The sequence below is a fragment of the Glutamicibacter sp. NPDC087831 genome, assembly GCF_044742845.1.
Lineage (GTDB): Bacteria > Actinomycetota > Actinomycetes > Actinomycetales > Micrococcaceae > Glutamicibacter.
Window position 1 is genome coordinate 212012 of sequence record NZ_JBIUVH010000002.1, and the last position, 24987, is coordinate 236998.

The following is a 24987-nucleotide window of genomic DNA, read 5'->3' on the forward strand; positions in this document are numbered from 1 at the left end:
GCGGGATGCGGCCTTCGGTTTTGGCGACCCGGGGCTGTTTCGTGAAGATCCAAGGATCACTTGGAACCGCTCATCGAAACCATCGGCAATACCGGGCGTCATCCCGGCAATCGCGGGGAGCACGGAATCGTCCAACGTTGGACGGGTTGGAATTGGGACTCATCACTGGAGTCGCGGGCAGCACTTGAGTTATTTCCGAAGGCTTGGCCTGTTTGGGACGTGCCCCTATGCACCGGGCGCGAACTGGATGCGAACGCGGCTCGATGTTGCAGGTCGAGACGGGGCAGCGGATGCCCTCGTTGCCAACTCGCAGGCATCAGTGCCGCAGCAGCTAGAACTCTTCAGCGTCAACCTTGGCCGGAGCATCTGCTGCATCGCTGCTCAAAATCAACCGCCGTTCCAAACGGGTGAGATTTCCCGGCGAAGGATCAAGTCGTGCTGGTTCCAAGGCGGCCGCTAATGCCGCGCCAACCGCTTCCTCGTCCAAGTTCATTCCCACGGCGACCAGCGCGTCATTGGCCGGATCGCTGTGGGCCGCTGCTTTCGCGAAATGGATCTGCCGGCCCACCATATTGACCAGGAAACGCTGCGTGCCGCGATCGGTGCGCAGTTTTACATGCCCCTTGAGCCGGTAGGCCGCAACCGGCGGGTGCTCCAGCAGGTCCAAGAGGGCACCCGGATCCGCCGCTTCGGGGCAGCGCACCGTCACCGCGTTGGCGTGCGGAGCATGCTCGTGGTCGTGGTGCGGGCGGGAGGCAGCCGCCAACGGCAACTCGTCGATCGGGTCTTCGTTCAGGGCGATGTCGAAGACCAGCTCGGGGTCTATGGCGGCGTGCGACGCCGGGATGATGGCAACGTGCGGGTTGATTTCGCGGATCCGTCCGCTGATCCTGGCCAGGACCGCGTCGCGGTGTTCCGGGGCAATGCGGTCCAGCTTGTTGACCACCGCCATGCTGGTGGCGCTGAAGCGGGCCGGGGCCATCGCCGCGGTATCCACGGTGTGCTCATGCTCCACCGCGTCGATCACGTCGATGATGCCGCCGAAGCGTACCCCGTGGGCCTTGCCGAAACGCAGCAGCCGATCCACGTTCAGCGGGTCGGCCGCGCCGCTGGCCTCCACGATGATGGCATCCAGGCGCAGCTTCGGCTGGCCCAGCTTCTCCAGCAGCTCGTCCAGGCCGCTGCTATCGGACAGGCAGCAAACGCAGCCGCCGGCAATGGATTCGGCCGCATCGATCTGGCCGGTGATCAGCCCGGTATCCACGTTGACCTTGCCGATGTCGTTGATGATGACCCCGACGCGGGTACCCGGGCGGGTCAGCAAGCGGTTGAGCAGGCTGGTCTTGCCTGCACCCAGATATCCGGTGAGCACGATGACAGGGATCAATGCCGGCTCCTTTTCACTTCGACAAGCGGGCCGAATCCATTCTCCTTGCAGGGCCAACCGTTGCCGCGTGCTGACACGCCTGCCAGAAGATGGTTACCAGGAAGGCAAAACCGGAATCGGGCCATCGGCCTCGATATGCCGGGCCTGGCCGCGGGCCAGCCATTCGATCAAGCCTTCGCGGTCCGAGCGCACCTTCAGCGCGCCATCGCCGATGACCCATTCGTCGCCCTCTTCGGTCACCAGCGTCATGCCCGGAGCGTTCTTCACGCGCATAGTCCGCACGGCGGCCTCGACGGCGTTCTCCTGGGAATCCGGATCGGCTTCCTCGATGGTCCACGCGGTATCCAGATCATGGTGGTGGATGACCACCTCTGAGATGCGCAGGGCCACGATGGAGGTCGCCGGAATGATCTTGCCGTGAAGGTCCACCTCTTCCACGGCCAGTTCGCCGCTGAGCCGTTCGCACTGCTCGGCGAAGTATGCGGCGGCGTCCTGGAACTTCTTGACCAGTTCCTCGCGCGGCAGGGCCGCCAGCTCGTCGATCTCCGCGTCGCGGGCCTCGCGCGAGGCGTAGAGCTCCTGCGGTTCTCCGCTGGTGGCCCAGTCGATGAGCTTGACCAGGCTCCGGCCGTTGGAGGCCAAGTGCGCAATGACCTGCGCCCGGCTCCAGCCTTCGCACAGCGAGGCGGCGGCCATTTCTTCGGTGGACAGGGTTTCGATCGTGGCCGACATCATCGCGGTTTCGCGGTTGAGTCGTGACAGGTCCGAGTGCAAACGAGCAGTATTGATCATGAAGTCACCCTACCAACGCGGGCGCTCCAGCAGTACGGGTTACGCCATAGATATCGAAAGCGACTCGATTCATATCCGCGCCGTGCGGGCCCTGGCGGTGCCTGGCTGCGACGGCAGGAAGCTGTCCAGCAGAACACGTGCCAGGCATGCTTCTTCAGGAACCAGCAGCCACGTAGCCTAGGGGGAGAAGCAAACGACCAGGAAAGCAGTCCGATGGCGAAGAAAAAGAAGAAGCAGAAGCCCAAGCAGGGGCATCCGGCACGCCTGCAAGAGGGCGTCGTCTCCCTGGACCGGGTGAAGGTGGGGCGCGGCCTGGACGCGCTCACGCCGCAGTTCGTACGCTGGTTCTCCGAGAACCGCGATGACCCAGAACTGGCCCTGATGGTCCTTGCCGCAGTGCGCGAAACCCTGGGCATCTACGCCGAAGTCGTCGGCCTGGACAAGGTTACCGATTTTGATCCGCCCAAACTGCTGGCAGTGCTCAGCTCGATGATTGAATTCGAAGAGGCCGAGAATCCCGATGCCGCCGATAATGGGCTGGGAACCATGATCTATATGGCCTGGGCGGATTACGTCGAGTTCTTGCGCGATGCCGGTCTGTGGGAGCGCGAGGCCGAAAGCCTGGAGTGGTTCCGGAAGTCGCTGGAAGCCCAGGATCCATTCGCCGGTGATGACGGCATCGATGAAAACGATGAAATTGACGAGATCATGGCATCTGACGAGGCCTCTCAAGCGGCCCTGGCTGAAATCGCCGCCATGCGGATCAGCAAGCTGGGCCGTGCCTTCTTGGCTTGGACCCTCACCGAGGGCAAGAATCTGTGGGCCAGCTTGCCGGCGTCTGAATTCTTGGAAACGGCCGCAATAGCGCTCGCCGACCAGCTGCCTCCGGAAGTCCACGAATCGCGCAGGGGCCTGATGGTTGCGGTCGTGCTCTCGGCACTGGAATCGGTCAGCGCCATCAAGCTGCCCGAACAGGGCAAGCCGGAGCGCGGCGTGACGTACGAAGACATCATGCAGCATGAAGACGCCGACTCCTTCGAGCCGAACTTCTACTTCATCCAGGCCTGCCTGGACTCGTTGCTGGAAAAGCCGGAAGGCGGCGATGACGCCAGCCTTGAAGCCTGGGGGCTGGCAGCGTTCTGGATCGTCGAGGGGATCGAAGGCAACCCGCATCGCGTGGCTGACCCGCGAGATGATCAATGGTCGCCAAAGGTATGGGAAACCGCGCATGTGCGCATGCATGAACTGCGCGTACTTGGCCTTATCGAAGATGGCGAAGCGTACTCGGTGCCCACTATCGTCCGCCTGGCGATTACCGACGTTGAACAGGATCTGCTCGATGAGGATGAATTCGACGACACTGATCTCGACGCGATGTTCGGGCCGGACGATGACGAGCCGAAACGCCTGAAGCGCGAAACACCGTATACCGGCAAGGTGCTGCAGCTGAAGCTGACCCTCAAGGACGCCAAGCCGCCGATCTGGCGTCGCGTGCTGGTGCCCATGGACCTGAACCTTGGCGACCTGCACGACATCATCCAAGCGAGCTTCGACTGGTACGACGGGCACCTGCACAGCTTCTACGAGGGTGGCTTCGGCGGCACTTCATATGGTCCAGAGATTGACGACATGGACTACCAGAAGAACGAAGCGGAAACCCTGGTTTCCTCGTTGCTGCAGAAGGAAAAAGACCGCCTGGATTACCTGTACGACTTCGGGGACAACTGGGAAGTGCGCATCGACGTCGAGAAGATCCTGGATGCCGATGGCGGCCAGCTGCCGCGATGCACCGGCGGCCGGCGCATGGCTCCGATGGAGGACAGCGGCGGGATCGGTGGCTGGGAAGCCAAGCTGGATATTCTCGATGATCCGACGGACCCGGAGTACGAGGAAGTGCAAGACTGGCTTTCGAACTTCGGTTACGAAGAGGAATACGAGATCGATCCGGCGTATTTCAACAAGGACGAAGTCAATGCCCACCTGGAGTTCGAGTTCTAGGCGGCTGATTCAAGCCAGTGAAAATGCCCGTGGGTTGCCAAACTTTCAAACTTGGCAACCCACGGGCATTTTTGGTTTTCGGCTGGTTGGCCCTCTGGCCTAGTCGTCGTCTAGCGCGGCTCCATGCGGCGTCGCTCCGCCTTCATCGGTCCAGTCCTGGCCAACTTCATCATTCAAAGCAGGGTCGGAAATGGTATCGGGCTCTTCGGCCTCTGCCTTGTGCAGTCGGGCTTCAGGGTTGTTCTCGCTCATAAATCCATCCCTCTCGTTGCTTGGAATGCCAACCTAGCAAGAACCGCTGGGCATCAGAAGCTGCAGAACCCGCTTTTCAGGAACCCCTAAGGTAAACGTCAGCGCGCTTGGCTCGGGGCCACAGTCGATGCACGGATAACGAGCTTGGGAGTGAAAACGAATTGCTCGCGGACCGCTTGATCGCCCGCTTCTGCTTCGCGCAGCAAGACGTCGACAGCGGTTCGCCCGATTTCTTCTGCTGGCTGGCGCACGGTGGTAATCGGGATGACGGCCGACTCGGCGAAGTCGATATTGTCGTATCCCACCAGAGCAATATCCTCGGGAACACTGAGTTCGCCGGACATCACCAGGGCCTGCAGTATGCCCAACGCGAGCAGGTCGTTGGCCGCAAAGATCCCGTCGGGGCGCTGTGCAGGATCCATGGCAAGAATACGCTCTCCGGCTGCCCGTCCTTCCAGCACAGTCAGGTTCTTGGTAGGCATGTGCTCCAGCACGGCATCCGGGGCTTGGGCCAATACCGATTGGGCTCCCGTTAATCGGTGCTGGACCTGTTCGATGCTCTGCGGTCCGCCGACGAAGGTGATCCGCTTTCTGCCAATGTCCAGCAGGTGCCGTACGGCAATTCTTCCGCCTTCCACATCGTCCACGGAGACCGATGAAAAGCTGCGGTCGCCACTTCCGCGGTCCACCAGCACCACTGGCGTGCCCGCTTCGCGGATCCGCCAGAGCCGGCTCAAGTCGCTGTGCAAGGGGGAGATGAGTACTCCGGCGACGCGTTGCTCTTCGAAGAGATCCAGCAGTTGCTGTTCGGTGCTCAGGGAATTGTCGCTGGCTCCCATCAGCACGGTGTAGCCGTTGTCCAAGGCACGATGCTGGGCGCCCTGGGTGACGTCCATGAAGAACGGGTTGCGTGCATCGAGGACGACGAGCCCGAAGCTCCGGCTGCGGCCGGCACGCAGTTGCCTGGCCGCATCGTTGCGGACAAAGCCGAGCTTCTCGATGGCTGCGGTGACCTTGGAAACGGTGTGTTCGGAAACAACCTGGGGCCGGTTGAGCACGTTGGAGACGGTGCCTACAGAAACGCCCGCCTCGGCGGCAACTTCCTTGACGCTGACGGCCACAGAGCTTTCCTGTTCTTCGGTGAGTTGTTCTTCTGCGAGTATAACTGGCGCACGGATGGGAACTGGAATCCCAACAGCTTTTTGAAAGGATTCAAAAGAATGCGGCATTCGATCGACCGACCGCTTGCAATTCAAGTGTGACCTGCTCTACACTCGAATTTCGAAGCGATTGAAACGATTCATTTTTGTGCAAAGCGAATCGGATCGCACAGTTTTGCCCACCCAGTTCCAGCGCTCCGGAAGAGTAGTACGATGCGAGTTTGCTTTCAATTGCAGGTCAATCCCGACCTGATCGACGAGTATGTGTCGCGCCACCGGGAAGTGTGGCCGCAGATGCTCCAAGCCATCGAAGAAGCCGGGCGTCGCAACTACTCACTCTTTCTGCGCGAGGACGGGTTGCTGATCGGCTATTACGAAACCGATGACGACAGCGCTGCCCAGGCCGCCTTGGACTCCGACCCGCGCACCGCAGCGTGGGAAGCGGAAATGAGCCGATTCTTCCTCAGCCTGGGCGGCCGGCCAGATCAGCAAGCGCCGCGTCTGCGCGAGGTCTTCAATCTCGAAAACCAGCTGGCCGCACTTGCCGCATCCCAGCAGTAGTAGCCCGCAGAATTACTAGAAATGGAGAGTTCCATGAGCTCGAAGCTGAGCCCTGAGCACCTGCAAATCCTTGACCGCCTTGCCATCGAAGTCCCTTCCTGGGCCTATGGAAATTCGGGCACCCGCTTCAAGGTCTATTCGACCCCCGGGACCCCGCGCGATCCCTTCGAAAAAATCGCCGATGCGGCTGAAGTCAACCGATTGACCGGACTGGCTCCCTCGGTGGCCCTGCACATTCCGTGGGACAAGGTCGAGGACTTCACCGTGCTGCGCGAGCATGCAGAAGGCCTGGGCGTCAGCCTCGGAACCATCAATTCGAATACCTTCCAGGATGACGATTACAAGTTCGGCGCCTTGACCCATGAGGATCCGAAGATCCGCCGCAAGGCAATCGACCACCACCTCGAATGCATCGACGTAATGGATGCCACCGGAAGCCAGGACCTGAAAATCTGGCTGGCAGAGGGCTCGAACTATCCAGGCCAAGCGGATATGCGCGGGCGCCAGGACCGGCTAGGCGATTCGCTGGCCGAAATATATGCGCGGCTTTCCAGAGACCAGCGCCTGGTGCTGGAGTACAAGTTCTTCGAACCGTCCTTCTACCACACCGACGTGCCCGACTGGGGAACGTCCTATGCCCAGGTTGCGGCCTTGGGGGATCGGGCCATGGTTTGCCTGGACACCGGGCACCATGCGCCAGGCACCAATATCGAGTTCATCGTGATGCAGCTGCTGCGGCTTGGCAAGCTCGGATCCTTCGACTTCAATTCCCGCTTCTACGCGGATGACGACTTGATCGTTGGCTCGGCAGACCCGTATCAGCTGTTCCGCATCATGGCCGAGGTGATCCGCGGTGGCGGACTGGACCAGGACACGCCTGTGGCCTTCATGCTCGATCAGTGCCACAACGTGGAAAACAAGATCCTGGGCCAGATCAGAAGCGTCCAGAACGTGCAGGAAATGACGGCCCGGGCGTTGCTGATCGACCGCGTAGCGCTGACTGAAGCACAGATTTCCGGTGATGTCCTGGCCGCCAACGAGATCTTCATGGATGCCTTCTACACCGACGTGCGGGCCGACCTGGAAGCATGGCGCGCAACGCGCGGCCTGCCAGCCGATCCGATGCAGGCCTTCCGCACCTCCGATTACCAGAGCCGAATCGAAGCATCGCGCGCTGGTGGCGTGCAAGCAGGATGGGGAGCCTGATCATGAACACCGCAGCAAAGAAGCGCGGCATCTCCGGGTGGAAAGCCACCATTGCCGTAGCCATGAGCAATTACATAGAAGCCGGAGCCATCATTGCGCTGGCCACCAGCCTCAGCCTGTGGCAGGGCGCGTTCGGATTCGACGACGCGCTGGTCGGTGTCATCGCTGCCGTGTCGGCCAACGCGTTCGGCGCGGCCCTGGGTGCACTGATCGGCGGACCGCTCTGCGACCGTCTGGGCCGCAAGTTCATCTATACCTACGACCTGATCGTGTTCATGGTCGGCGCCCTGATGATCACCTTCTCCTCCGGTACGAGCCTGCTGATCATCGGCGTGGTCCTCATGGGCATTGCCGTGGGCGCAGGCGTTCCAGCCTCCTGGACCTACATTGCCGAGGAGGCTCCGCAGGAATCGCGTGCTGCGCACGTGGGCACCGCTCAGCTGGCGTGGTCGATTGGCCCAGCCATCGGTTTCGCGCTGGCGATCCTGGTTGAGCCTTGGGGCGTGAACGGCTCCCGGGCAATCTTCTTCCATCTTTTCCTGATCGCCGCTGTCACTTGGTGGGTCCGCCGCGGATTGCCCGAGTCCAGGAGGTGGAAGGAGCAACGTGCCGCGGAAACGGCTGCTGGCGTGAAAGCCTCGTTCTTCTCCGGCATGCGCGGGCTGCTGGCCGACCGCCGCAACTGGAGCGCGCTCTTCTTCCTGCTCGGCGTCTATGGGCTATGGAATACCGTGGCAGGGCAGGCTGGCATTTTCCAGCCTCGCGTCTATGCTGCCGCTGGCGTTGAATCCGCTACCCAGCAGAACCTGCTCCAGGTGCTGGTCTGGGTGCTGACCGCCGCCGCAACCTATTTCGGATTCATGAAATACGGAGACCAGGTCTCGCGGCGTTGGCTCTACTTCGGTGGCGCCCTGCTGGGTGTTGCGGCCTGGACCGTGCTGATCTTCGCTCCTCCAGGTGCCTTCTCCCTGCTGTTCTACGCAGTGGCCTGGGGCATCTCGGCGGGTATCGGCGCGCAGGCTTTCTACGGGCTATGGACCGCGGAGCTCTTCGCCACGCGCTACCGCGCCAGTGCACAGGGCGTGCTGTTCATGCTTGCCCGGGTGCTTGTCGGCCTGCTCTCGTTGGTGTTCCCGGTACTGCTCACCAACCTGGGCTTGGAAAAGCTTGGCCTCCTGATCATCGGCCTGCTGGTCGTCGCGTTGCTGATCGGCACCATTTGGGCGCCGGAAACGCGAGGCAAGTCGCTGGAAGAGATCGAACTGGAGCGCTATGGATATGAAACCAGGGCCACCAAAGTCGACGCCTGAGAACCACTGCCCCCATGCACATTAACGAGTCGGAAGACAAGAACACCATGAGCAACACCATCGCGACACGCACCACCGCACAGGAACTGATTCAACGATCCAACCGGTTGGGTGCAGACAAGAAGAACACCAACTACGCCGGTGGAAACACCTCGGCCAAGGGCACCGCGAAAGACCCGGTCACCGGTGAGCAAATTGAGCTGCTCTGGGTCAAGGGATCGGGCGGGGACCTCGGCACGTTGACCGAAAAGGGGCTGTCGACCCTGCGCCTGGACCGCATGCGCTCGCTGGTGGACGCCTACCCGGGCGTGGAGCGCGAAGACGAGATGGTCGCGGCCTTCGATTACTGCCTGCACGGCAAGGGAGGCGCCGCGCCATCCATTGATACCGCAATGCATGGGCTGGTCAACGCAAACCACGTCGACCACTTGCACCCGGACTCCGGCATTGCCATTGCCACTGCCAAGGACGGCCGGGAGCTGACCGCAAGGATCTTCGGCGACAAGGTGGCTTGGGTTGACTGGCGCCGCCCCGGATTCCAGCTGGGACTGGATATTGCCGCGATCAAGGACGCCAATCCGCAAGCCGTGGGCTGCATCCTCGGCGGCCATGGCATCACCGCCTGGGGAGATACCTCCCAGGAATCCGAGTCCAACTCGCTGTGGATCATCGACACCGCCGCTGCCTACCTTGACGAGCACGGCGCACCGGAGCCCTTCGGTCCTGTGGTTCCCGGATTCGAGCCGCTGGACGAGGAGGAGCGCCGGACCCGCGCCGCCGCATTGGCCCCGAGCATCCGCGGCCTGGCCAGCACCGACAAGCCCATGGTGGGGCACTTCAGCGATGACCAGCGAGTCCTGGATTTCCTCTCGCGCCAGAAGCTGGCGCAGCTGGCGGCCCTGGGCACCAGCTGCCCGGACCACTTCCTGCGCACCAAGATCAAGCCGATGGTGCTGGATCTTCCCGCTACCGCAGGCGTATCGGAGCAGATCGCTCGCCTGGAAGAACTGCATGCGCAGTACCGTGCTGACTACCAGGCCTACTACGAGGCCCACAAGGACCTGGACTCTCCGGCGATGCGCGGGGCCGACCCGCTGATCGTGCTGGTCCCGGGCGTCGGCATGTTCTCCTATGGGGCGAATAAGCAGACCGCACGGGTCGCTGGCGAGTTCTACCTCAATGCCATCAACGTCATGCGCGGCGCCGAAGCGGTCTCCAGCTATACGCCGATTTCCGATGCCGAGAAGTTCCGCATTGAATACTGGGCGCTGGAGGAAGCCAAGCTGCAGCGCATGCCCAAGCCCAAATCCCATGCCGGGCGCATCGCCCTGGTCACCGGTGCCGCGTCGGGCATCGGCAAGGCCGTGGCGCAGCGGCTGGCAGCCGAGGGAGCCTGCGTGGTCATCGCAGACCTGGACCTGGACAAGGCGCAGGCCGCCGCGGCGGAGCTGGGTACAGCAGATGTGGCCGTTGGCGTCGCCGCCAACGTGGCCGATGCGCACGCCGTGCAACGTGCCATCGATGAGGCGGTGCTGGCATTTGGCGGATTGGACCTGGTGGTGAACAACGCGGGCCTCTCGCTTTCAAAGCCCTTGCTGGAAACCACCGAGGCCGACTGGGACCTGCAGCATGATGTGATGGCCAAGGGATCGTTCCTGGTTTCCAAGGCCGCGGCCAAGGTGCTGATCGAGCAGAAGCTCGGCGGCGATATCATCTACATTTCCTCCAAGAACTCGGTCTTCGCAGGTCCGAACAATATTGCCTACTCGGCCACGAAGGCCGACCAGGCGCATCAGGTGCGCTTGCTGGCCGTAGAATTGGGCGAGCATGGCGTGCGCGTGAACGGCATCAACCCCGATGGCGTAGTGCGCGGCTCCGGGATCTTCGCCTCCGGCTGGGGTGCCCAGCGTGCGGCGACCTATGGCGTGGCAGAGGAGGATCTGGGGCAGTTCTACGCAAACCGCACGATCCTGAAGCGCGAGGTCATCCCGGAGAACATTGCCGATGCCGTGTTCGTGCTGACCGGGCCGGAACTGACCCGGACCACCGGATTGCACATTCCGGTGGATTCCGGAGTGGCGGCAGCCTTCCTGCGATGAGCAAGCAAGCAGAGAGCGCGCCGGTCGCAGCTATCGACCTCGGCGCCACCAGCGGACGTGTCATGATCGGCCAGATGGTGGACGGGAAGCTCCAGCTCACTGCCGTCCACCGTTTCGCCAACGGACCGGTTCCGCTGTCGAGCCTGGAACCAGGGGCGCGGCAAGAAGCGCTGGCCTGGGATATCGATGAGCTCTGGGCGCAAATTCGCCACGGCCTCTCGCTGGCTTTCGCGCAGCGCGGGGATATCGCCAGCATCGGGGTGGACTCCTGGGCGGTGGACTATGCGTTGCTCAAGGACGGCAAGCGCCTGGGAGAAGTGCGGCATTACCGGGATCCGCGCAATGAGCGCGCGGTTGCTGCGCTGGAACAGAAATTCAGCCGGCGCGAGTTGTTTGCACGCAATGGGCTGCAATTCCTTCCGTTCAACACCGTGTACCAGTTGCAAGCCGAGAAGTTGGAAAACCGGTTGGCGAACGCCGAGGCGCTGCTGCTGGTTCCCGACTATTTCAACTGGATGCTCACAGGGCATCGGCGCAGCGAGTGGACGAACGCTTCCACTACCGGGTTGCTGAACCACAGCACCGGTACATGGGACGAGGATCTGGTTGCTGAACTGGGGCTTTCGGGAAAGCTCGCGCAGCTAGTGCACCCTGGCCAGCCGGTGGGCGCACTGCTGCCCGAGCTGGCTGCGGAATTCGGAGCCAGCCACGAAGTCCAGGTAGTGGCGGTCGCTTCCCATGACACGGCCAGCGCAGTGGTCGCGACCCCGCTCTCCAGCGGGCAATCCGCCTATATCTCTTGCGGAACGTGGGGATTGGTTGGTGTGGAGCTGGACCGCCCGGTACTCACCGAGCAAGCGCATCAAGCGGGATTCACCAACGAGCTGGGGCTGGATTCCAGTGTCCGGTTCCTGAAGAACGTCGCCGGAACCTTTCTGCTCAGCGAGTCGATCCGCCAATGGAACGACGACGCGGAAGCCGCCGGAAGGGAAGAAACCAGCTTGGAGCAGCTCCTTGCCGAGGCCGCGGAATTGCCTGTTCCGCAGGTGCTGATCGATCCTCAAAGCGAGCGGTTCCTGGCTCCTGGCCAGATGGCCCAGCGCATCTGCGATGCGGTGGAAGCCGCCGGCGGGCAGCGCCCGTGCTCACCTGCCGAAGTGATCAGGGTGGTCGTCGAGTCGCTGGCTCAGAGTTTCGCCCGCCAAGCTGCAGAAGCCGCGCGGTTGGGTGGATTCGAGCTGGAGAACATCCATATTGTCGGAGGCGGCTCGCAAGGCCAGCTGCTGTGCCAGCGCACTGCAGACCATGCGCGCGTGCCGGTCATTTCCGGACCCGTGGAATGCACCGCCCTGGGCAACGTGCTCGTGCAGTTGCAAGCGGCTATGCCTGCGGGCGGTGATGCATTGAACCTGCGCGACGTGGTGCGCGACTCGGTGCCGCTAGGCGCCTACGCCCCGTCGCAGGCCCTGAAGCTGGCCTAGATCCGTGTGGGATATCTAGGCCGTCGTTGACCCTCCAGCCCGATGGGGCTGGAGGGTCGAACTTTTTACACCTTGCGCTGCACGAATACCACGGCATCCTCCAGGGTCGCCGGATTGCCATCGGGACCGATGATGGTGCGTTCGCGGACCTCGGCGCACAGCACCTCCCACTGCGCCGGATCCAGAGCCAAAGCTTCCAGTTCCTCTTCGGGGCTGGGGAACACGGGCATCTGGTGATCGGGCTTGCTGGCGAAGGACGGCATCGATGCATGGGACAGGGCCAGCAGGTGGCCGCCGGGTGCGACCAGGGTCGCTGCCTTGCGCAGGAAGCTGGCGCGAGGGAATTCAAAGGGTGCCTGGAAGAAGCTCAAGGTCACCAGGTCGAAGGTTTCCCCGGTATTCCACGCAGCCAGATCCGAGGCGATGAAGCGGGTCTGCCCCGCGTCCAGGCCGTGCTTGGCCGCTTCTTCCTGCGCGCGCTTCACCGCGGTGGGCGAGATGTCGACTCCGGTAGCCTTCCAGCCGTGGGTGGCCAGCCACAGCGCATCGCCTCCCTCCCCGCAGCCGATATCCAGCGACGTGCCGGGGGCCAGCGGGGCGACAAGGTTCTCGATGACCTGGTTGACCTTGCCTGACCAGACCCGCTCGGACTGGCCGTAGTGGTTCTCCCAGAAGGCGACATCATCATGTTCTTTGGTGTGGTGTTCGTGGTGGTGGCTCATTTTCGTTGTTCCCCATTCGTCAGTAAGGCCGTTGTTATCGACCCTACTGACGATCGACCCCATGCGCGATCAGTTTTGCGCCAGAGGCAAGAATCGCTGCTCCTACCTTGCACTGACCTTGCCGAAGAGCCGGGCAATGGATGCGAGGATCATTGGCCGGCAGGCCAGCCAGGCGCCGGCGATTACGAGCAGCGAGAGCGCGAAGAAGAGCAGTCCGGTCCAGTTATCCGCGTACGCGGCTGGATCCGTGGAACCCTGGGCCGCGTACATGTGGTTCAGGTTGCGCAGCGCCCCGGTGGAGAACACCAGGATCACGTGCACGAGGATGAACACAGCGAAGTACAGCATGGTTGGGAAGTGCAGCGCGCGGGCAACCTCGATCGGGTACTTCGCGGTCAATGCTGGCATGTTCTTCGGCCAGAAGGCGCTGAGCCGGAAGCCGGTGATCGCCGCGACCGGGGCCGCGATGAATACGGTGGTGAAGTAGGCCAGCTGCTGCAGCGAGTTGTAGTTCACCCAGCCGTTTTCGGTGGGCCAATCCAGCGTCAGGTACTGCAAGGCCGCCGAAATCGCGTTGGGGAAGACCTCCCACGACGTCGGGACGATGCGCATCCAGTGGCCTGTGGCGAACAGCAGCACGAGGAACACCAGGCCATTGATGATCCACAGCAGGTCTAGACCCTGATGCAGCCAGAGGTTGATGCTCACCTTCGGGCTGCGCTTCGAGGACCAATAGGCAGGCGGCTTCTTCTGGTGCCTGACCAGCATGCCAGAACGGATGATCAGGACCATCAGGAAGAAGTTGAAGAAGTGGTTCCATGCCAGCCAGCCAGGGAACCCGAGAGGTGCCGAGTCCGGCAGGTGGTACTCACCCGGGTAGCGTTCCATGAATGACTCCACGGCATCGATGCCGGCAATGCCGCGGGCAACGAGCACCACGGCGGTGGCGATGCCCAAGGCGCAGAATGCGCCAAGGATTCCAGCCAGCACCCACTGCTTGGTCGTCAGCGGGCCATGCTTGGCCGCTTCTTTCTTGCTCTTTGCCGCTGCCTGGGGTGCCGGCTTGGTCGCGCGCCCGGCGGCCGGCGCGTTACTTGCCGCGGCTGCTGGCGCGGCAGGTTCCTGCGCACCCATGCGGGTACGGGCAGGAGCAGCCTGCGCCTCGGCGGCCGCAGGCTCCGAGGCCAGCGCGGCGCCGGATGCCTGGGCCACCGGATCTGCGGGTGCTGGCTCTGCCCTCGGCGGGGTGGCCGGTGCGGCCTGGGCCTGGGCAGCTTCCGCAACCGGTGCCGGCGGGAGCGCAGGCGCTGGAGCCGCTGGAGCTGCGGCAACAACGGGAGTTGCCACGAATGAACTTGGCGGCCACGGTTCTGCACCGGCGGTGCGCGGCAGGCCACGGCGAACTGCTGGTGCCCCGGCACTGGAAACCGCTGTGGCCGGGGCGGTACCCGCGGTGGCAACTGGTTCGGGGGCCGCCGGCGCTGATTCAGCTACCGGTTCGGCAACCGGTTCGCCAACTAGCTCGGCAACCGGCTCGGGTGCTGGTGCAGCGGAAGCGTTCTGCGATGCGGCTGGAGCGTTCGCGGCGACCGGCGTTCCCGCAGGCGGCCACGGCCCGCCGCCGGCAACCCGTGGCAGGCCCTGGCGAAGAAGCCCGGCAACCGCGCCCTGATCTGCAACAGGTTCCGCGGCCGGTGCGCTGGCTCCGGAACTAGCAGATGCTTGGCCAGGCGTTGGTTCCGCAGGCACCGACGGGCCAACGGGCTGGTCGAGAACTGGTTCTGCAGCATCCTCGACCGCGCTAGGCCCTGCCGGGACCGCGGCGCCTGCAGCGGGAGCGAACAGCTCGGCTGGCGGCCAGGGATCGCCGCCTGCCACGCGCGGCAGCCCCTGGCGGATGGATTGGTTTGGTGCGTTCATGGCGATCAGGCCTTGCGTGCTTCCAAGGCGGAAATCAGCTGGGGCACGACCTTGAAGACATCCCCCACCACGCCGAAGTCGGCGATCTCGAAGATCGGCGCATCGGCATCCTTGTTGATGGCGATGATGGTCTTGGCGGTCTGCATGCCCGCCTTGTGCTGGATGGCTCCGGAAATGCCCAGTGCCACGTACAGCTGGGGAGAAACTGCCACGCCGGTCTGGCCCACCTGGGCGGCATGCTCGACGTATCCGGCATCCACCGCCGCACGCGACGCGCCCACGGCAGCGCCCAAGGCATCGGCCAGCTGGTGCACCAGGTCGAACTGCTCCGCGCTGCCCAACCCGCGGCCACCGGAGACCACGCGTGCCGCGGAACGCAGCTCGGGACGGGTGGATGCCGTTTCGGCCGTTCTCAGTTCCTTGACCTCGACCTCCGGCTTGGCGCTGGCGGCTACCTCCAGCGGGATCGCGCTCGCCGGTTGGGCCTGGGCACGCTCTTCGATGCTGCCCACGCGCACGGTGATCACCGGCGCGCCGAAGGTCGGGGCGCTGTGGGTCGAATACGCGCCGCCGTAGATCGAGTGGGCTGCGATGATTCCCTGGTCATCACGCGAAACACCGAGCGCATCGACGCTCAGCGCCAAGCGGTGGCGCACCGCGAAGCGTGCGGCCACTTCGCGCGAAGCCAGGGTATGCCCCAGCAGCACGGCTTGTGGCTGGATTTGCCCGAAGGCCTGCTGCAGCGCGTCAGCCATCGGCGCGGTCAGCACCGGAGAATCGACGGCGGCGGTGAGTACCTGCGCGGCGCCAGACTCGCTGGCTTGCGCCGCCAGTGAATCAAGGGATCCGGCCGGAGCGGCGAGAAGCGCTACCGGGGTGCCCACGGCAGAGGCGGCGCCGAGCAGTTCCGCGTGGTTCTTGGCCAGCGTTCCAGTGGCCGTGGTCTCGAGGAAAACAAGAATTGAATCAGAAGCAAAGGAAGTCATGGTTTTCTTTCCGCTCACACCAGGTTGTTCTTGACGAGGAATTCGGCCACTGCGTTACCGGCATCGCCGTCATCGGCAATGACAGTTCCGGCGGTGCGGGGCGGGCGCTGGGCCACCGAAACCATGATGGAACGCGCAGTATCCGCAGGCAGGGACTCGACGCCCAAATCGGCCAGGGACAGGGACTCGACCGGTTTCTTCTTCGCGGCCATGATGCCCTTGAAATTCGGGAAGCGGGCATCTGGCAATGCCTCGGTGATCGAAGCGACCGCTGGCAATGGAGCGCTGATCTGGGCGGCAGCGCCATCCAGCTCGCGCAATCCGCTGATCGCGCCGTCGGCAATTTCTACCGAGGACAACGAGGTCGCCGCCGGAAGATCAAGCAGCTCGGCCAGCATGACCGGGAGCATGCCCGCGGAGCCGTCGGTGGACATGTTGCCGGTGAGGACCAGATCGTAGCTGCCTCGGCGCAAAGCCGCCGCCAGGACCTGCGCGGTGAGGACCAGATCGGCGCCGAGAAGCTCCTCGTCGCTGATATGCACGGCGCTGGCAGCACCCATGGCCAAACCCTTGCGCAGGGTGGCCTGAGCTGAATCCGGGCCCATGGTCAGCACGGTGATTTCAGTTCCAGGGTTCGCATCAGCATGCTTCAGCGCAACTTCCAGGGTCCGCTCGCCGATTTCATCGAGCACCACTTCTGAAGCGGCACGGTCGGCCAGGCCGGTCTCCAGATCCAGCAGGCGGTCCTCTCCGGTATCTGGGACTTCTTTGATCAAAACCGCGATCTTCATTATTTTCTCCCTCTTATCGCAGTAGCATCTGCCAGGACAGCCGATGGCCGGAAATCACCAATGATCCGGGGCTTCGCGGACCACTGAAGCGGCCCCCGCCGAAACTACTAGGAAATCCAAGTTCATTAATAGGCCACGGCGCAGATTTTCTGCAGAGCTGAAAGCATTGTGTCGCAGGCTACGTCTGTCTTTGCTGTTCATCTTGTCGGATTCAGCGCCATTGGTCAATGAAAGTGGACAAGAAAACAGCAAGTGAGCACCTTGAACACCAAAGGTCCACGGTCCGGCGGGGTCATCCGGGCATGCTTCCACGCAGGTGAGCCGCATCGCGCTATTCGCCCGGCTTCGGGCGGGCACCGTAGGCTTTAACCAGAGACCAATTTCGGAACCAAAGGACGGCTCATGGCCAGCAAAAAGCGTCAAGGCAAGAAGAACTCGGGCGCAGGAAATCCTGCCAAGGCGGCAGCGCGCGGTCGCAGCGTGTTCCTGATCCAGGCTGAACAGCAGATCAATGCGCTTCGCCAGGACTACACAACTTGGGTAGCGCAGCAGGTTCCTGCCTTTTCGCCTGAACAGGCGGCGCAGGCAGCGGGCATGCAGCTGGACGTCATCGGGCAGATCGCCGGCCAGTACGCCGAGAACGCCCGCAGCTCGAACCTGTTCGACCTGGACATCGATGTCTTCGGCGAGACTCTGGCCGAGCACCTGGGCAACCTGCCGGAATCCTTGGCTCCGGAGCCGATCTTCACCACATGGCTGGAATACTTCAGCTTCATCGAGCAGCGCATGCTCTGGCAGGGCCCTGCGGAGAACCTCGAAGCCCTGCGCGAGATGCTGGAAGATACGCTCAATGGTTTTGCCGAGGGCGACGCGGAGCTATGCGGATTGCTGCGCGAAACCAGGTTGTTCAGCCAGGTCAAGGCCTATGCCCAGGCGGTGGCCGAAGGCGTGGACATGGAGGACTTCAGTGCAGCAGCCGAAGCGCCGCGCGCCAAGGTATTGACTGCCGTTGGCCTGGATGCCGAAACCTTCGACCCGGAAGGCCCGGCGCCACTAGCCTTCAACTACATCTGGAGCGCCGGCCGGATGTCCGTCGTGGAGTCGGAAGGATCGGTGTTGCGCACGGATCCGGACGCCTACGAATTGCTGGTTGCCGGCGAGGAAGCGGGCAGCGCGCAGCTGCTCTTCGAGATGGCTGTCGGCTGCGTCCAGGCGCACCTGAACCCGACCTTCGATGTCACCTTGCGGGATGAAGCCCATTACCTGGTGCTGCGTAACCTGCTGGTCACCGCATCCACCGGCCGCGAAGGGGACTTGGAGGGCCTGCGCCGCAACTGCGGTCCGAAGATCTACGATGCCGTGCTTCCAGAAGCCCGCATCGCCATGGATTCCTTGGTCGGCTACGGTCTGATTTCCAAGGACGGCGAGCACTACAGCATCGACGAGCGCCTGGTTCCGGTCATCTCCGCCGGCATCTCAGAGGTCGAGGCCTTCTTCGAAGAAGCCGAATAAGGCAGGGGATGATACCCGCAGCGGCACCAGTCTGCGGGTATCATCCAACCTAGGAAGATATTCGCTAGTAGCAAGCAGGCAATCGCTAATGGGCAAGAAAAATAATCGGCCAATGAGCTGGCTGCCTGCAGCCAGCGGGATCCTCTTCGCGGTGCTGCTGCTGATCGTGGATCCGCTGATCGCGGATGCCCCATGGTGGTCCGAACCCGACCTGTGGGTGCCCTTGGCGTTCCCGCTGCTTCCATGGCTGGCAGTTGCCGGCGTGATGGCATGGCTGGGAAGCGCAACCGAGCGCTGGCTGCACGCTCTGGTGTTCAGCTTCAGCGCCCTGGCCGCCGGGGTGATTCCCGGCCTTTTCTGGACGCTACTGCTCTTTGACGCTTTCCCGGATTCCGCCAGCCCGCAGCTTCCCATGGCCGTCTCGCTATTCTCGGGTGCGGTGGCAATTGTGCTGGGTGCAGTTGCAGGCGGGCGGGCAATTTTCAGGGGTTTCAGGAAGGCCCGGCTGGCCGCCGTGGCGAACTAGGCGGCGGAGCGAAGCCCCTGGAGGCTATCGAGCCTGGTCGTCCTGCCGCGAGGCAGCGATGGAGATCAGTTTCCGCAGCACCTCCAGGTCGATGTCCTCCAGCTTTTTCACGTACACGCAACCGGCTCCCTCGGTGTATTTGCCCAGCTGCGGCAAGAGCTGGGCGCCCTCGGGAAGGTCCTTCAGCCCGTAGAGCGAGAGCTGGGCCTTGCGCGGCGAGAAACCGGTCTTGGGCCAGATGCCCGTGGTGCGCGCATTGGCAGGGGAGATGTAGGTGTAGCTTCCGTAGCCCACCATGCTCGGTCCCCACATCACCGGCTGCTCGCCGGTGGCTTCGCGGAAGATGCGGTCCAGTTCGTGGCCGTCAACCCGGCGCTTGGCCGGGGTTGCCGCCTCAATGAATTCCTCCACGCTGGCCTCAGTTGGAAGGGTCTTCTGACTTGTTGGCAAGTGATGCCTCCTCGGGTGCTCCAGGTGATTCGGCCTGGAAAATTGTCGACAGCTTGCGGTACTGGCTGGTGCCCATGGCCAGCAGCGCCACCACAATCATGATCAGCCCGCCGGCCAGGAATATCAAGGCGATGCCGCGCGCCTGGCCTTGCCCCACCAGCCAGCCGAATCGGTCGTCGCCCGCTGGCGAGCGCATGAAGGGGATGACCAGGTACTGGGCTATCGGCGCGATCAGGAAAGCGGTAATCGGCGCCGCGGCGGCTTCCATCATCTGGGCGAAGCCGAACACCCGGCCCTGGCGGCGGAAGGTGACCACCTTCTGGATCACCGTTTGCTCCGAGGCTTCCACCGCCGGGATCAGCATCATGTAGAGCCAGATGCCCAGCACATAGAGCCACGTCCATTCGCGGATGGTGAAGATCGCGCCGAGGAATCCCATGACGGCAACCAGCAGGAGCATGGTGCGGATCGGGTTGGCCCCCAGGCCGAACTTGGCGATGGCCAAGCCGCCGATGATGAAGCCGGTGGATGCCAGCCCGAAGGTGATGCCCCAGGCTTCGACCGGCATGATGGTCAGCCCGTAGGGATCCATCAGCGCCATGTAGGTGCCGCCGATGAAGTTGTTGAACATCGAGAAGATGATCAGCGCGAATAGGCCAGGGATGGCCATCACTGTAGTGAAGCCCAGGCGCAGGTCGCTGGTCTTGGTCCGCCCTTCCTCCTTTTCCGGTTCCTCCTCCGGGATGGAGATGCCCAAAAGGTGCAGCATCGTGACCACGACCATCACGATGGCAATGGCCAGCGTCCATCCCATCCCCAGCAGCCCGATGGACAGCCCGGAGAACACGCTGGTGATGATGAAGGCGATGCCCTGCACCGTGCCTACCAGTCCGTTGGCGTTGGCATGGCGCTCGACCGGGATCAGCAAGGTGACCGTCGTGGACAGCGCGATGCCTCGCATCTGCTCCACGATCGCGCCGAACAGGATGACCAGGCAGAAGATCCAGAACTGCCATCCTCCGATATCCAGGATGTCCTTCGTGGGCAGCCAGAGGTAGATCAGCCCAGCCAGGGAAAAGGCCACAGCGGTGATCATCGCGGAGAAGACGAAGACCGATTTCTTGCGGTGGTTGTCCACGATCGTCCCGAAAACCATGGAGAACACGGAGATCAGCAGCATGAATGCGCCGCCGATGATGCCGGTGGCCATGACGTTCTCGGTCTCCAGGTACACCCAGAAGGTCAGCGCGAACCACAGGTAGCTGGTGGTGAGGTTCGCGACGGCGGTGTTGACCAGTATGTGCATGAAAGAGCGCTGGCCCTGCGGCGGAACTTCGGGGTTCTGGCCGTGGGCCGGCGGGAGATCAGGGGGTCCTTCATCGCGCATGGGCAAGCCTGCTTCGAAAAAGTGGCTGGTGGTCGTAGCAAAAGAATACGCCGATGCATTGATAGGCAACAGGTGTGAATTCAGACGATCGAAAACATAGTAGTCAGATGCCTAGCCCAAGCCTAGGCATAACCCTAGTGTGACCGCCCGCACTTTCTGCCAAGGTTGAATCCATGCAAACCGGCTGCAGCGGTTTCCCCTTTAAACGAGCATTGAATGGACGGAGCACACCACGCCATGACCGAGACCCTGAACGAGGTATCCAGCCTGCTGGATAACGCGCTGGTTGACAGCCCGGAAACCGGAGAGTTCCGCGCCAACCGAAATATCTTCACCGACGAAGAGATTTTCGAGATGGAAATGAAGCACATCTGGGAAGGCAACTGGGTGTACCTGGCCCACGAGTCCCAGGTCCCGAACATCGGCGACTACTACACCACCAACATCGGCCGCCAGCCCATCATCATCTCGCGCAACAAGCAGGGCGAACTCAATGCGCTGATCAACGCCTGCAGCCACCGCGGAGCCATGCTCTGCCGGCGCAAGACCGATAACCGCACCACCTTCACCTGCCCGTTCCATGGCTGGACCTTCAACAACTCCGGCAAGCTGCTCAAGGTCAAGGATTCGCGGGGAGCTGGCTACCCGGAGCAGTTCAACAAGGACGGCTCCCACGATTTGACCAAGGTCGCCCGTTTCGAGAACTACCGCGGTTTCCTCTTCGGCTCGCTGAACGCCGATGTCCTGCCGCTGGAAGAGCACCTGGGCGAGGCCACGAAGATCATCGACATGATGGTTGACCAGTCCGAAGAAGGCTTGGAAGTGCTGCGCGGCGCCTCGACCTACACCTATGACGGCAACTGGAAGCTGCAGGCGGAGAACGGCGCCGACGGCTACCACGTCTCGGCCACCCACTGGAACTACGCCGCCACCCAGGCCCGCCGCGCCAACGGCGAATCCTCCAACGACACCAAGACCATGGACGCCGGCGGCTGGGACAAGCAGAAGGGCGGCTACTACTCCTTCGAGCACGGCCACCTGCTGCTGTGGACCGAATGGCTGGACCCGGCCAACCGCCCGCTGGCCGAGAAGCGCGACGAGCTGGTTGCCAAGTTCGGCGAAGCCAAGGCCGACTGGATGATCGGCATTTCGCGCAACCTGTGCCTGTACCCGAACGTGTACCTGATGGACCAGTTCGGCTCGCAGATCCGCGTCTTCCGGCCGATCTCCGTGGACAAGACCGAGGTGACCATCTACTGCTTCGCCCCGGTGGGCGAATCGGACACCGCGCGCGCGGCCCGCATCCGCCAGTACGAGGACTTCTTCAACGCCTCGGGCATGGCCACCCCGGATGACCTGGAAGAATTCCGCTCCTGCCAGAAGACCTACCTGGCCACCTCGGCGCAGTGGAATGACCTCTCGCGCGGCCAGGCCCACCAGATCACCGGCCCGGATGAGAACGCGGACAAGGTGGGCCTGAAGCCCATCTCCTCCGGAGCGCGCACCGAGGACGAGGGCTTGTACCCGATCCAGCACGGCTACTGGCTGCAGACCATGCGCCAAGCCGTGGATAACGAACGCGAAGCACAGAACTAAGGTCGAAGGGACAAGACAGATGAGCACCATCGCACTGACCGAGGCGCCGACTTCCAACGGCGCAGTCACCACCGCGGATATCGCGCAGTTCCTCTACCAGGAAGCCCGCTTCCTCGATGACCGCGACTTCGACCGTTGGCTGGACTGCTACCACCCGGAAGCCACCTTCTGGATGCCGGCCTGGGCCGATGACGAGCAGCTGACCGAAGATCCGCAGCGCGAGATCTCGCTGATCTACTACGCTAACCGCGGCGGCCTGGAAGACCGCGTCTTCCGCATCAAGACCGACCGCTCCTCGGCCACCTCGCTGCCCGAGCCGCGCACCGGGCACAACATCACCAACGTGGAGATCGTTGCAGTGGACGGCGACAAGGTGGACATCCGCTTCAACTGGTTCACCCTGTACTACCGCTACCAGAACGTGGACACCTACTTCGGCACCTCGTTCTACACGATCGACTACTCCGGCACTGCGCCGGTGATCACCGCGAAGAAGGTCGTCCTGAAAAACGACTACATCCACCACGTCGTGGACATCTACCACATTTAAGCGACACCCATTGGGCGGCGGGGCCAGTGCAGGCCCCGCCGAATCGCCCATCCCCGAATCCTGTGAAATGAGCATGCCATGTCCCACCAGGTAGCCCTCGCCTTTGAAGACGGAATCACCCGCTTCATCAAGGTCGGCGCGAACGAAACCGTCGCCGATGCCTCCTACAAAGCCCGCATCAACATCCCGCTGGACTGCCGCGACGGCGCCTGCGGCACCTGCAAGGCCTTCTGCGAGTCGGGCAAGTACGACGGCGGCGACTACATCGAAGAAGCCTTGACCGACGACGAGGCAGAGGCCGGATACTGCCTGCCCTGCCAGATGGTCCCCGAATCCGACCTCGTGCTGCAGATCCCGACCACCTCGGATGTCGCCAAGACCTCGGCCGCCTCCTTCGAATCCACGCTGAGCGAGATCCGCCGCATCTCCGAAACCACCTACGCCTTCAGCCTCGAGGTGGACAAGCGCGAAGACCTCTCCTTCCTGCCCGGCCAGTACGTGAACATCGAGGTGCCCGGCTCCGGCGGGCAGACCCGTTCCTACTCCTTCAGCTCGGGCCCGGAAGTGGACATCGTCTCCTTCCTGATCCGCATCACCGATGGCGGTCTGATGTCCACCTACATGCGCGATACCGCGCAGGTGGGCGACCGCATCACCTTCACCGGCCCGATGGGCAGCTTCTTCCTGCGCGAACCCAAGCGCCAATCGCTGCTGCTCGCCGGCGGCACCGGCCTGGCCCCGCTGCTGGCCATCCTGGAGAAGCTGGCCGGCATGGACAACCCGCACCCGGTGCACCTGATCTACGGCGTGAACACCGACATCGACCTGGTCGAACTCGATGTGCTGCAGGACTACACCCAGCGCATCGCGGGCTTCAGCTTCGACACCGTGGTGGGTGACCCTGACAGCGCTTCACAGAAGAAGGGCTACGTCACCAACCACTTCGAGCCGCAGCACCTGGCCGAGGGCGACGTGGATATCTACCTTTGCGGCCCGCCTCCGATGGTGGAGGGCGTGCGCCGCCACCTGGAAGCCGAAGGCCTCAAGCCGCAGAATTTCTACTACGAGAAGTTCGCGCTGGCCGTCGTTCCGGACGCCGAGCCTGCCGCCCCGGCTGCCGAGGCGCCCGCCGCGCAAGCCGCCGCCGACCAGGGCTACGAAATCGGCGAGGAATTCACCGTCACCAATGACGCCTTCCACGAATTCCTGTTCAAGGCCGTGGGCAACGAGCACCTGCTGCAGGCCTACCGCCGCCTGGACGTGCCTGCGCTGATGGCCGCCGTGCTGCGCCAGGAGCACTGGATCGACGGGGCCGTCGACGCCGACCACCTGGGCATTGTCGCCGCTTTCGAAAAGCAGGACATCGCCGCTGCCCGCGCGGCGATCACCGCGCACAACCAGCACGCCAAGGCCACCATGGCCGCCGCTTCCAAGGCAGCGGCCCAGTGAGCGCCGGGCTGCCCGAGTCCTTCCATCCGGGCCGCTTTGCCGGCAAGGTCGTCATGGTCACCGGCGCCGCCCAGGGCATCGGCTGGTCCGTGGCCCGGCGCATCGCCGCCGAGGGCGGGGAAATGGTGCTCGTGGACCGCGCGGCGCTGATCCACGAGGTGGCCGGGGCTCTGCGCGCCGACGGCGCCACCGCGTTGAGCGTGACCGCCGACCTGGAAACCTACGAGGGCGCGCTGGCTGCGGTCACCGCCGCGAAGGACCAGTTCGGACGCATCGATGTGCTGGTCAACAACGTGGGCGGAACCATTTGGGCCAAGCCCTACGAGCACTACGCGCCCGAGGAGATCGAAAAGGAAATCCGGCGATCGCTGTTCCCGACCTTGTGGATGTGCCGTGCGGTCTTCGAGGAAATGGTCCAGGCCCGATCCGGAACCATCGTGAACGTCTCCTCGGTCGCCACCCGCGGCATGAACCGCGTCCCGTACGCGGCGGCCAAGGGCGGGGTCAAGGCCATCACCTCGGCGCTGGCCATGGAGGGCGCCGAGTTGGGCATCCGCGTGGTCGCCACCGCGCCGGGCGGCACCGAAGCCCCTGAGCGGGTAGTCAAGCGCGGGCCGGCGCCCACCGGCGAGCAGGAAAAGGCCTGGTACCAGGCCATCGTGGACCAGACCGTGGACTCCACCTTGCTCAAGCGCTACGGCACCTTGGACGAGCAGTCGGCGCCCATCGTGTTCCTGGCCTCGGATGAGGCCTCCTACATCACCGGTTCCACCCTCGCGGTGGCCGGAGGAGACCTCGGCTAGCGGCAGTCCCGGCACCACAAACGCACCACCATGGAACAAACGGCTCGTG

Annotated in this window: 22 protein-coding genes; 12 read left to right on the plus strand and 10 right to left on the minus strand. The window is 63.3% G+C overall.

Features of this window, described 5'->3' with window-relative positions:
* Positions 1–331 precede the first annotated feature (331 nt).
* The gene (locus tag ACIOJF_RS07460; RefSeq protein ID WP_105656505.1) at positions 332–1387 is read right to left on the minus strand and encodes a GTP-binding protein; all 1056 of its coding nucleotides are present in this window, start codon (positions 1385–1387) and stop codon (positions 332–334) included.
* 93 nt (positions 1388–1480) lie between these two features.
* Positions 1481–2179: a maleylpyruvate isomerase family mycothiol-dependent enzyme gene (locus tag ACIOJF_RS07465; protein ID WP_105656504.1), complete on the minus strand. Its 699-nt coding sequence runs from the start codon at positions 2177–2179 to the stop codon at positions 1481–1483.
* Between the two features lie 213 nt (positions 2180–2392).
* On the opposite strand from ACIOJF_RS07465, the gene ACIOJF_RS07470 reads away from it, so the two are divergent.
* A complete protein-coding gene (locus ACIOJF_RS07470; protein ID WP_105656503.1) occupies positions 2393–4177 on the plus strand; it encodes a plasmid pRiA4b ORF-3 family protein in 1785 nt (594 codons plus the stop codon).
* Positions 4178–4276: 99 nt separating this feature from the next.
* Here the strand turns inward: ACIOJF_RS07470 and ACIOJF_RS07475 are convergent, their stop codons facing one another.
* Positions 4277–4429: a hypothetical protein gene (locus ACIOJF_RS07475; RefSeq protein ID WP_166650735.1), complete on the minus strand. Its 153-nt coding sequence runs from the start codon at positions 4427–4429 to the stop codon at positions 4277–4279.
* Between the two features lie 98 nt (positions 4430–4527).
* Positions 4528–5550 (minus strand): LacI family DNA-binding transcriptional regulator, encoded by a 1023-nt coding sequence (locus ACIOJF_RS07480; RefSeq protein ID WP_208294242.1) that lies wholly within the window; start codon positions 5548–5550, stop codon positions 4528–4530.
* A gap of 252 nt (positions 5551–5802) precedes the next feature.
* On the opposite strand from ACIOJF_RS07480, the gene ACIOJF_RS07485 reads away from it, so the two are divergent.
* From ACIOJF_RS07485 to ACIOJF_RS07505, 5 genes are read left to right on the plus strand one after another with little or no spacing between them, the layout of a single operon-like run.
* On the plus strand, positions 5803–6150 hold the full coding sequence (locus ACIOJF_RS07485) for an L-rhamnose mutarotase (protein ID WP_105656501.1): 348 nt from the start codon (positions 5803–5805) through the stop codon (positions 6148–6150).
* A gap of 33 nt (positions 6151–6183) precedes the next feature.
* Positions 6184–7356 (plus strand): L-rhamnose isomerase, encoded by a 1173-nt coding sequence (gene rhaI / locus ACIOJF_RS07490; protein WP_402741417.1) that lies wholly within the window; start codon positions 6184–6186, stop codon positions 7354–7356.
* Between the two features lie 2 nt (positions 7357–7358).
* Positions 7359–8666: an MFS transporter gene (locus ACIOJF_RS07495; RefSeq protein WP_208294243.1), complete on the plus strand. Its 1308-nt coding sequence runs from the start codon at positions 7359–7361 to the stop codon at positions 8664–8666.
* A gap of 47 nt (positions 8667–8713) precedes the next feature.
* Entirely contained in the window at positions 8714–10765 is a 2052-nt protein-coding gene (locus ACIOJF_RS07500; protein ID WP_133833975.1) for a bifunctional aldolase/short-chain dehydrogenase, read from the plus strand.
* Positions 10762–12246, plus strand: a complete 1485-nt coding sequence (locus tag ACIOJF_RS07505) for a rhamnulokinase family protein (RefSeq protein ID WP_105656499.1) — start codon at positions 10762–10764, stop codon at positions 12244–12246. Before ACIOJF_RS07500 ends, ACIOJF_RS07505 begins: the two co-directional genes overlap by 4 nt.
* 65 nt (positions 12247–12311) lie before the next feature.
* Here ACIOJF_RS07505 and ACIOJF_RS07510 read toward each other — a convergent pair whose 3' ends face one another.
* The 4 genes from ACIOJF_RS07510 to ACIOJF_RS07525 all read right to left on the minus strand — a co-directional run bounded on the left by ACIOJF_RS07510 (position 12312) and on the right by ACIOJF_RS07525 (position 16665).
* Complete coding sequence (locus ACIOJF_RS07510; protein ID WP_105656498.1) at positions 12312–12968, minus strand: bifunctional 2-polyprenyl-6-hydroxyphenol methylase/3-demethylubiquinol 3-O-methyltransferase UbiG; 657 nt, start codon at positions 12966–12968, stop codon at positions 12312–12314.
* A 102-nt stretch (positions 12969–13070) separates the two neighbouring features.
* Positions 13071–14888 carry a cytochrome b/b6 domain-containing protein gene (locus tag ACIOJF_RS07515; RefSeq protein ID WP_402741418.1) on the minus strand — a complete coding sequence of 606 codons (1818 nt, stop codon included), beginning with the start codon at positions 14886–14888 and terminating at the stop codon, positions 13071–13073.
* Positions 14889–14893: 5 nt separating this feature from the next.
* Positions 14894–15874, minus strand: coding sequence for an electron transfer flavoprotein subunit alpha/FixB family protein (locus ACIOJF_RS07520; protein WP_105656496.1), 981 nt, complete (start codon positions 15872–15874; stop codon positions 14894–14896).
* Positions 15875–15888: 14 nt separating this feature from the next.
* A complete protein-coding gene (locus tag ACIOJF_RS07525; protein WP_105656495.1) occupies positions 15889–16665 on the minus strand; it encodes an electron transfer flavoprotein subunit beta/FixA family protein in 777 nt (258 codons plus the stop codon).
* A gap of 402 nt (positions 16666–17067) precedes the next feature.
* On the opposite strand from ACIOJF_RS07525, the gene ACIOJF_RS07530 reads away from it, so the two are divergent.
* Complete coding sequence (locus ACIOJF_RS07530; protein ID WP_105656494.1) at positions 17068–18177, plus strand: hypothetical protein; 1110 nt, start codon at positions 17068–17070, stop codon at positions 18175–18177.
* A 112-nt stretch (positions 18178–18289) separates the two neighbouring features.
* Positions 18290–18703 carry a hypothetical protein gene (locus ACIOJF_RS07535; protein WP_105656493.1) on the plus strand — a complete coding sequence of 138 codons (414 nt, stop codon included), beginning with the start codon at positions 18290–18292 and terminating at the stop codon, positions 18701–18703.
* 24 nt (positions 18704–18727) lie between these two features.
* Here ACIOJF_RS07535 and ACIOJF_RS07540 read toward each other — a convergent pair whose 3' ends face one another.
* Together ACIOJF_RS07540 and ACIOJF_RS07545 are read right to left on the minus strand one after the other, a co-directional pair.
* Positions 18728–19153, minus strand: a complete 426-nt coding sequence (locus ACIOJF_RS07540; protein ID WP_105656492.1) for a DUF1801 domain-containing protein — start codon at positions 19151–19153, stop codon at positions 18728–18730.
* Entirely contained in the window at positions 19122–20540 is a 1419-nt protein-coding gene (locus ACIOJF_RS07545; RefSeq protein ID WP_105656491.1) for an MFS transporter, read from the minus strand. The genes ACIOJF_RS07540 and ACIOJF_RS07545 overlap by 32 nt, the downstream gene beginning before the upstream one ends.
* A 237-nt stretch (positions 20541–20777) precedes the next feature.
* Between ACIOJF_RS07545 and benA the strand changes: the two genes are divergently transcribed.
* The 4 genes from benA to ACIOJF_RS07565 all read left to right on the plus strand — a co-directional run bounded on the left by benA (position 20778) and on the right by ACIOJF_RS07565 (position 24938).
* Complete coding sequence (gene benA, locus ACIOJF_RS07550; protein ID WP_105656490.1) at positions 20778–22136, plus strand: benzoate 1,2-dioxygenase large subunit; 1359 nt, start codon at positions 20778–20780, stop codon at positions 22134–22136.
* Positions 22137–22155: 19 nt separating this feature from the next.
* A complete protein-coding gene (gene benB / locus ACIOJF_RS07555; RefSeq protein ID WP_105656489.1) occupies positions 22156–22686 on the plus strand; it encodes a benzoate 1,2-dioxygenase small subunit in 531 nt (176 codons plus the stop codon).
* Positions 22687–22764: 78 nt separating this feature from the next.
* Positions 22765–24135, plus strand: a complete 1371-nt coding sequence (gene benC, locus ACIOJF_RS07560) for a benzoate 1,2-dioxygenase electron transfer component BenC (RefSeq protein WP_402741419.1) — start codon at positions 22765–22767, stop codon at positions 24133–24135.
* Complete coding sequence (locus ACIOJF_RS07565; protein WP_286134080.1) at positions 24132–24938, plus strand: 1,6-dihydroxycyclohexa-2,4-diene-1-carboxylate dehydrogenase; 807 nt, start codon at positions 24132–24134, stop codon at positions 24936–24938. Before benC ends, ACIOJF_RS07565 begins: the two co-directional genes overlap by 4 nt.
* Positions 24939–24987 lie beyond the last annotated feature (49 nt).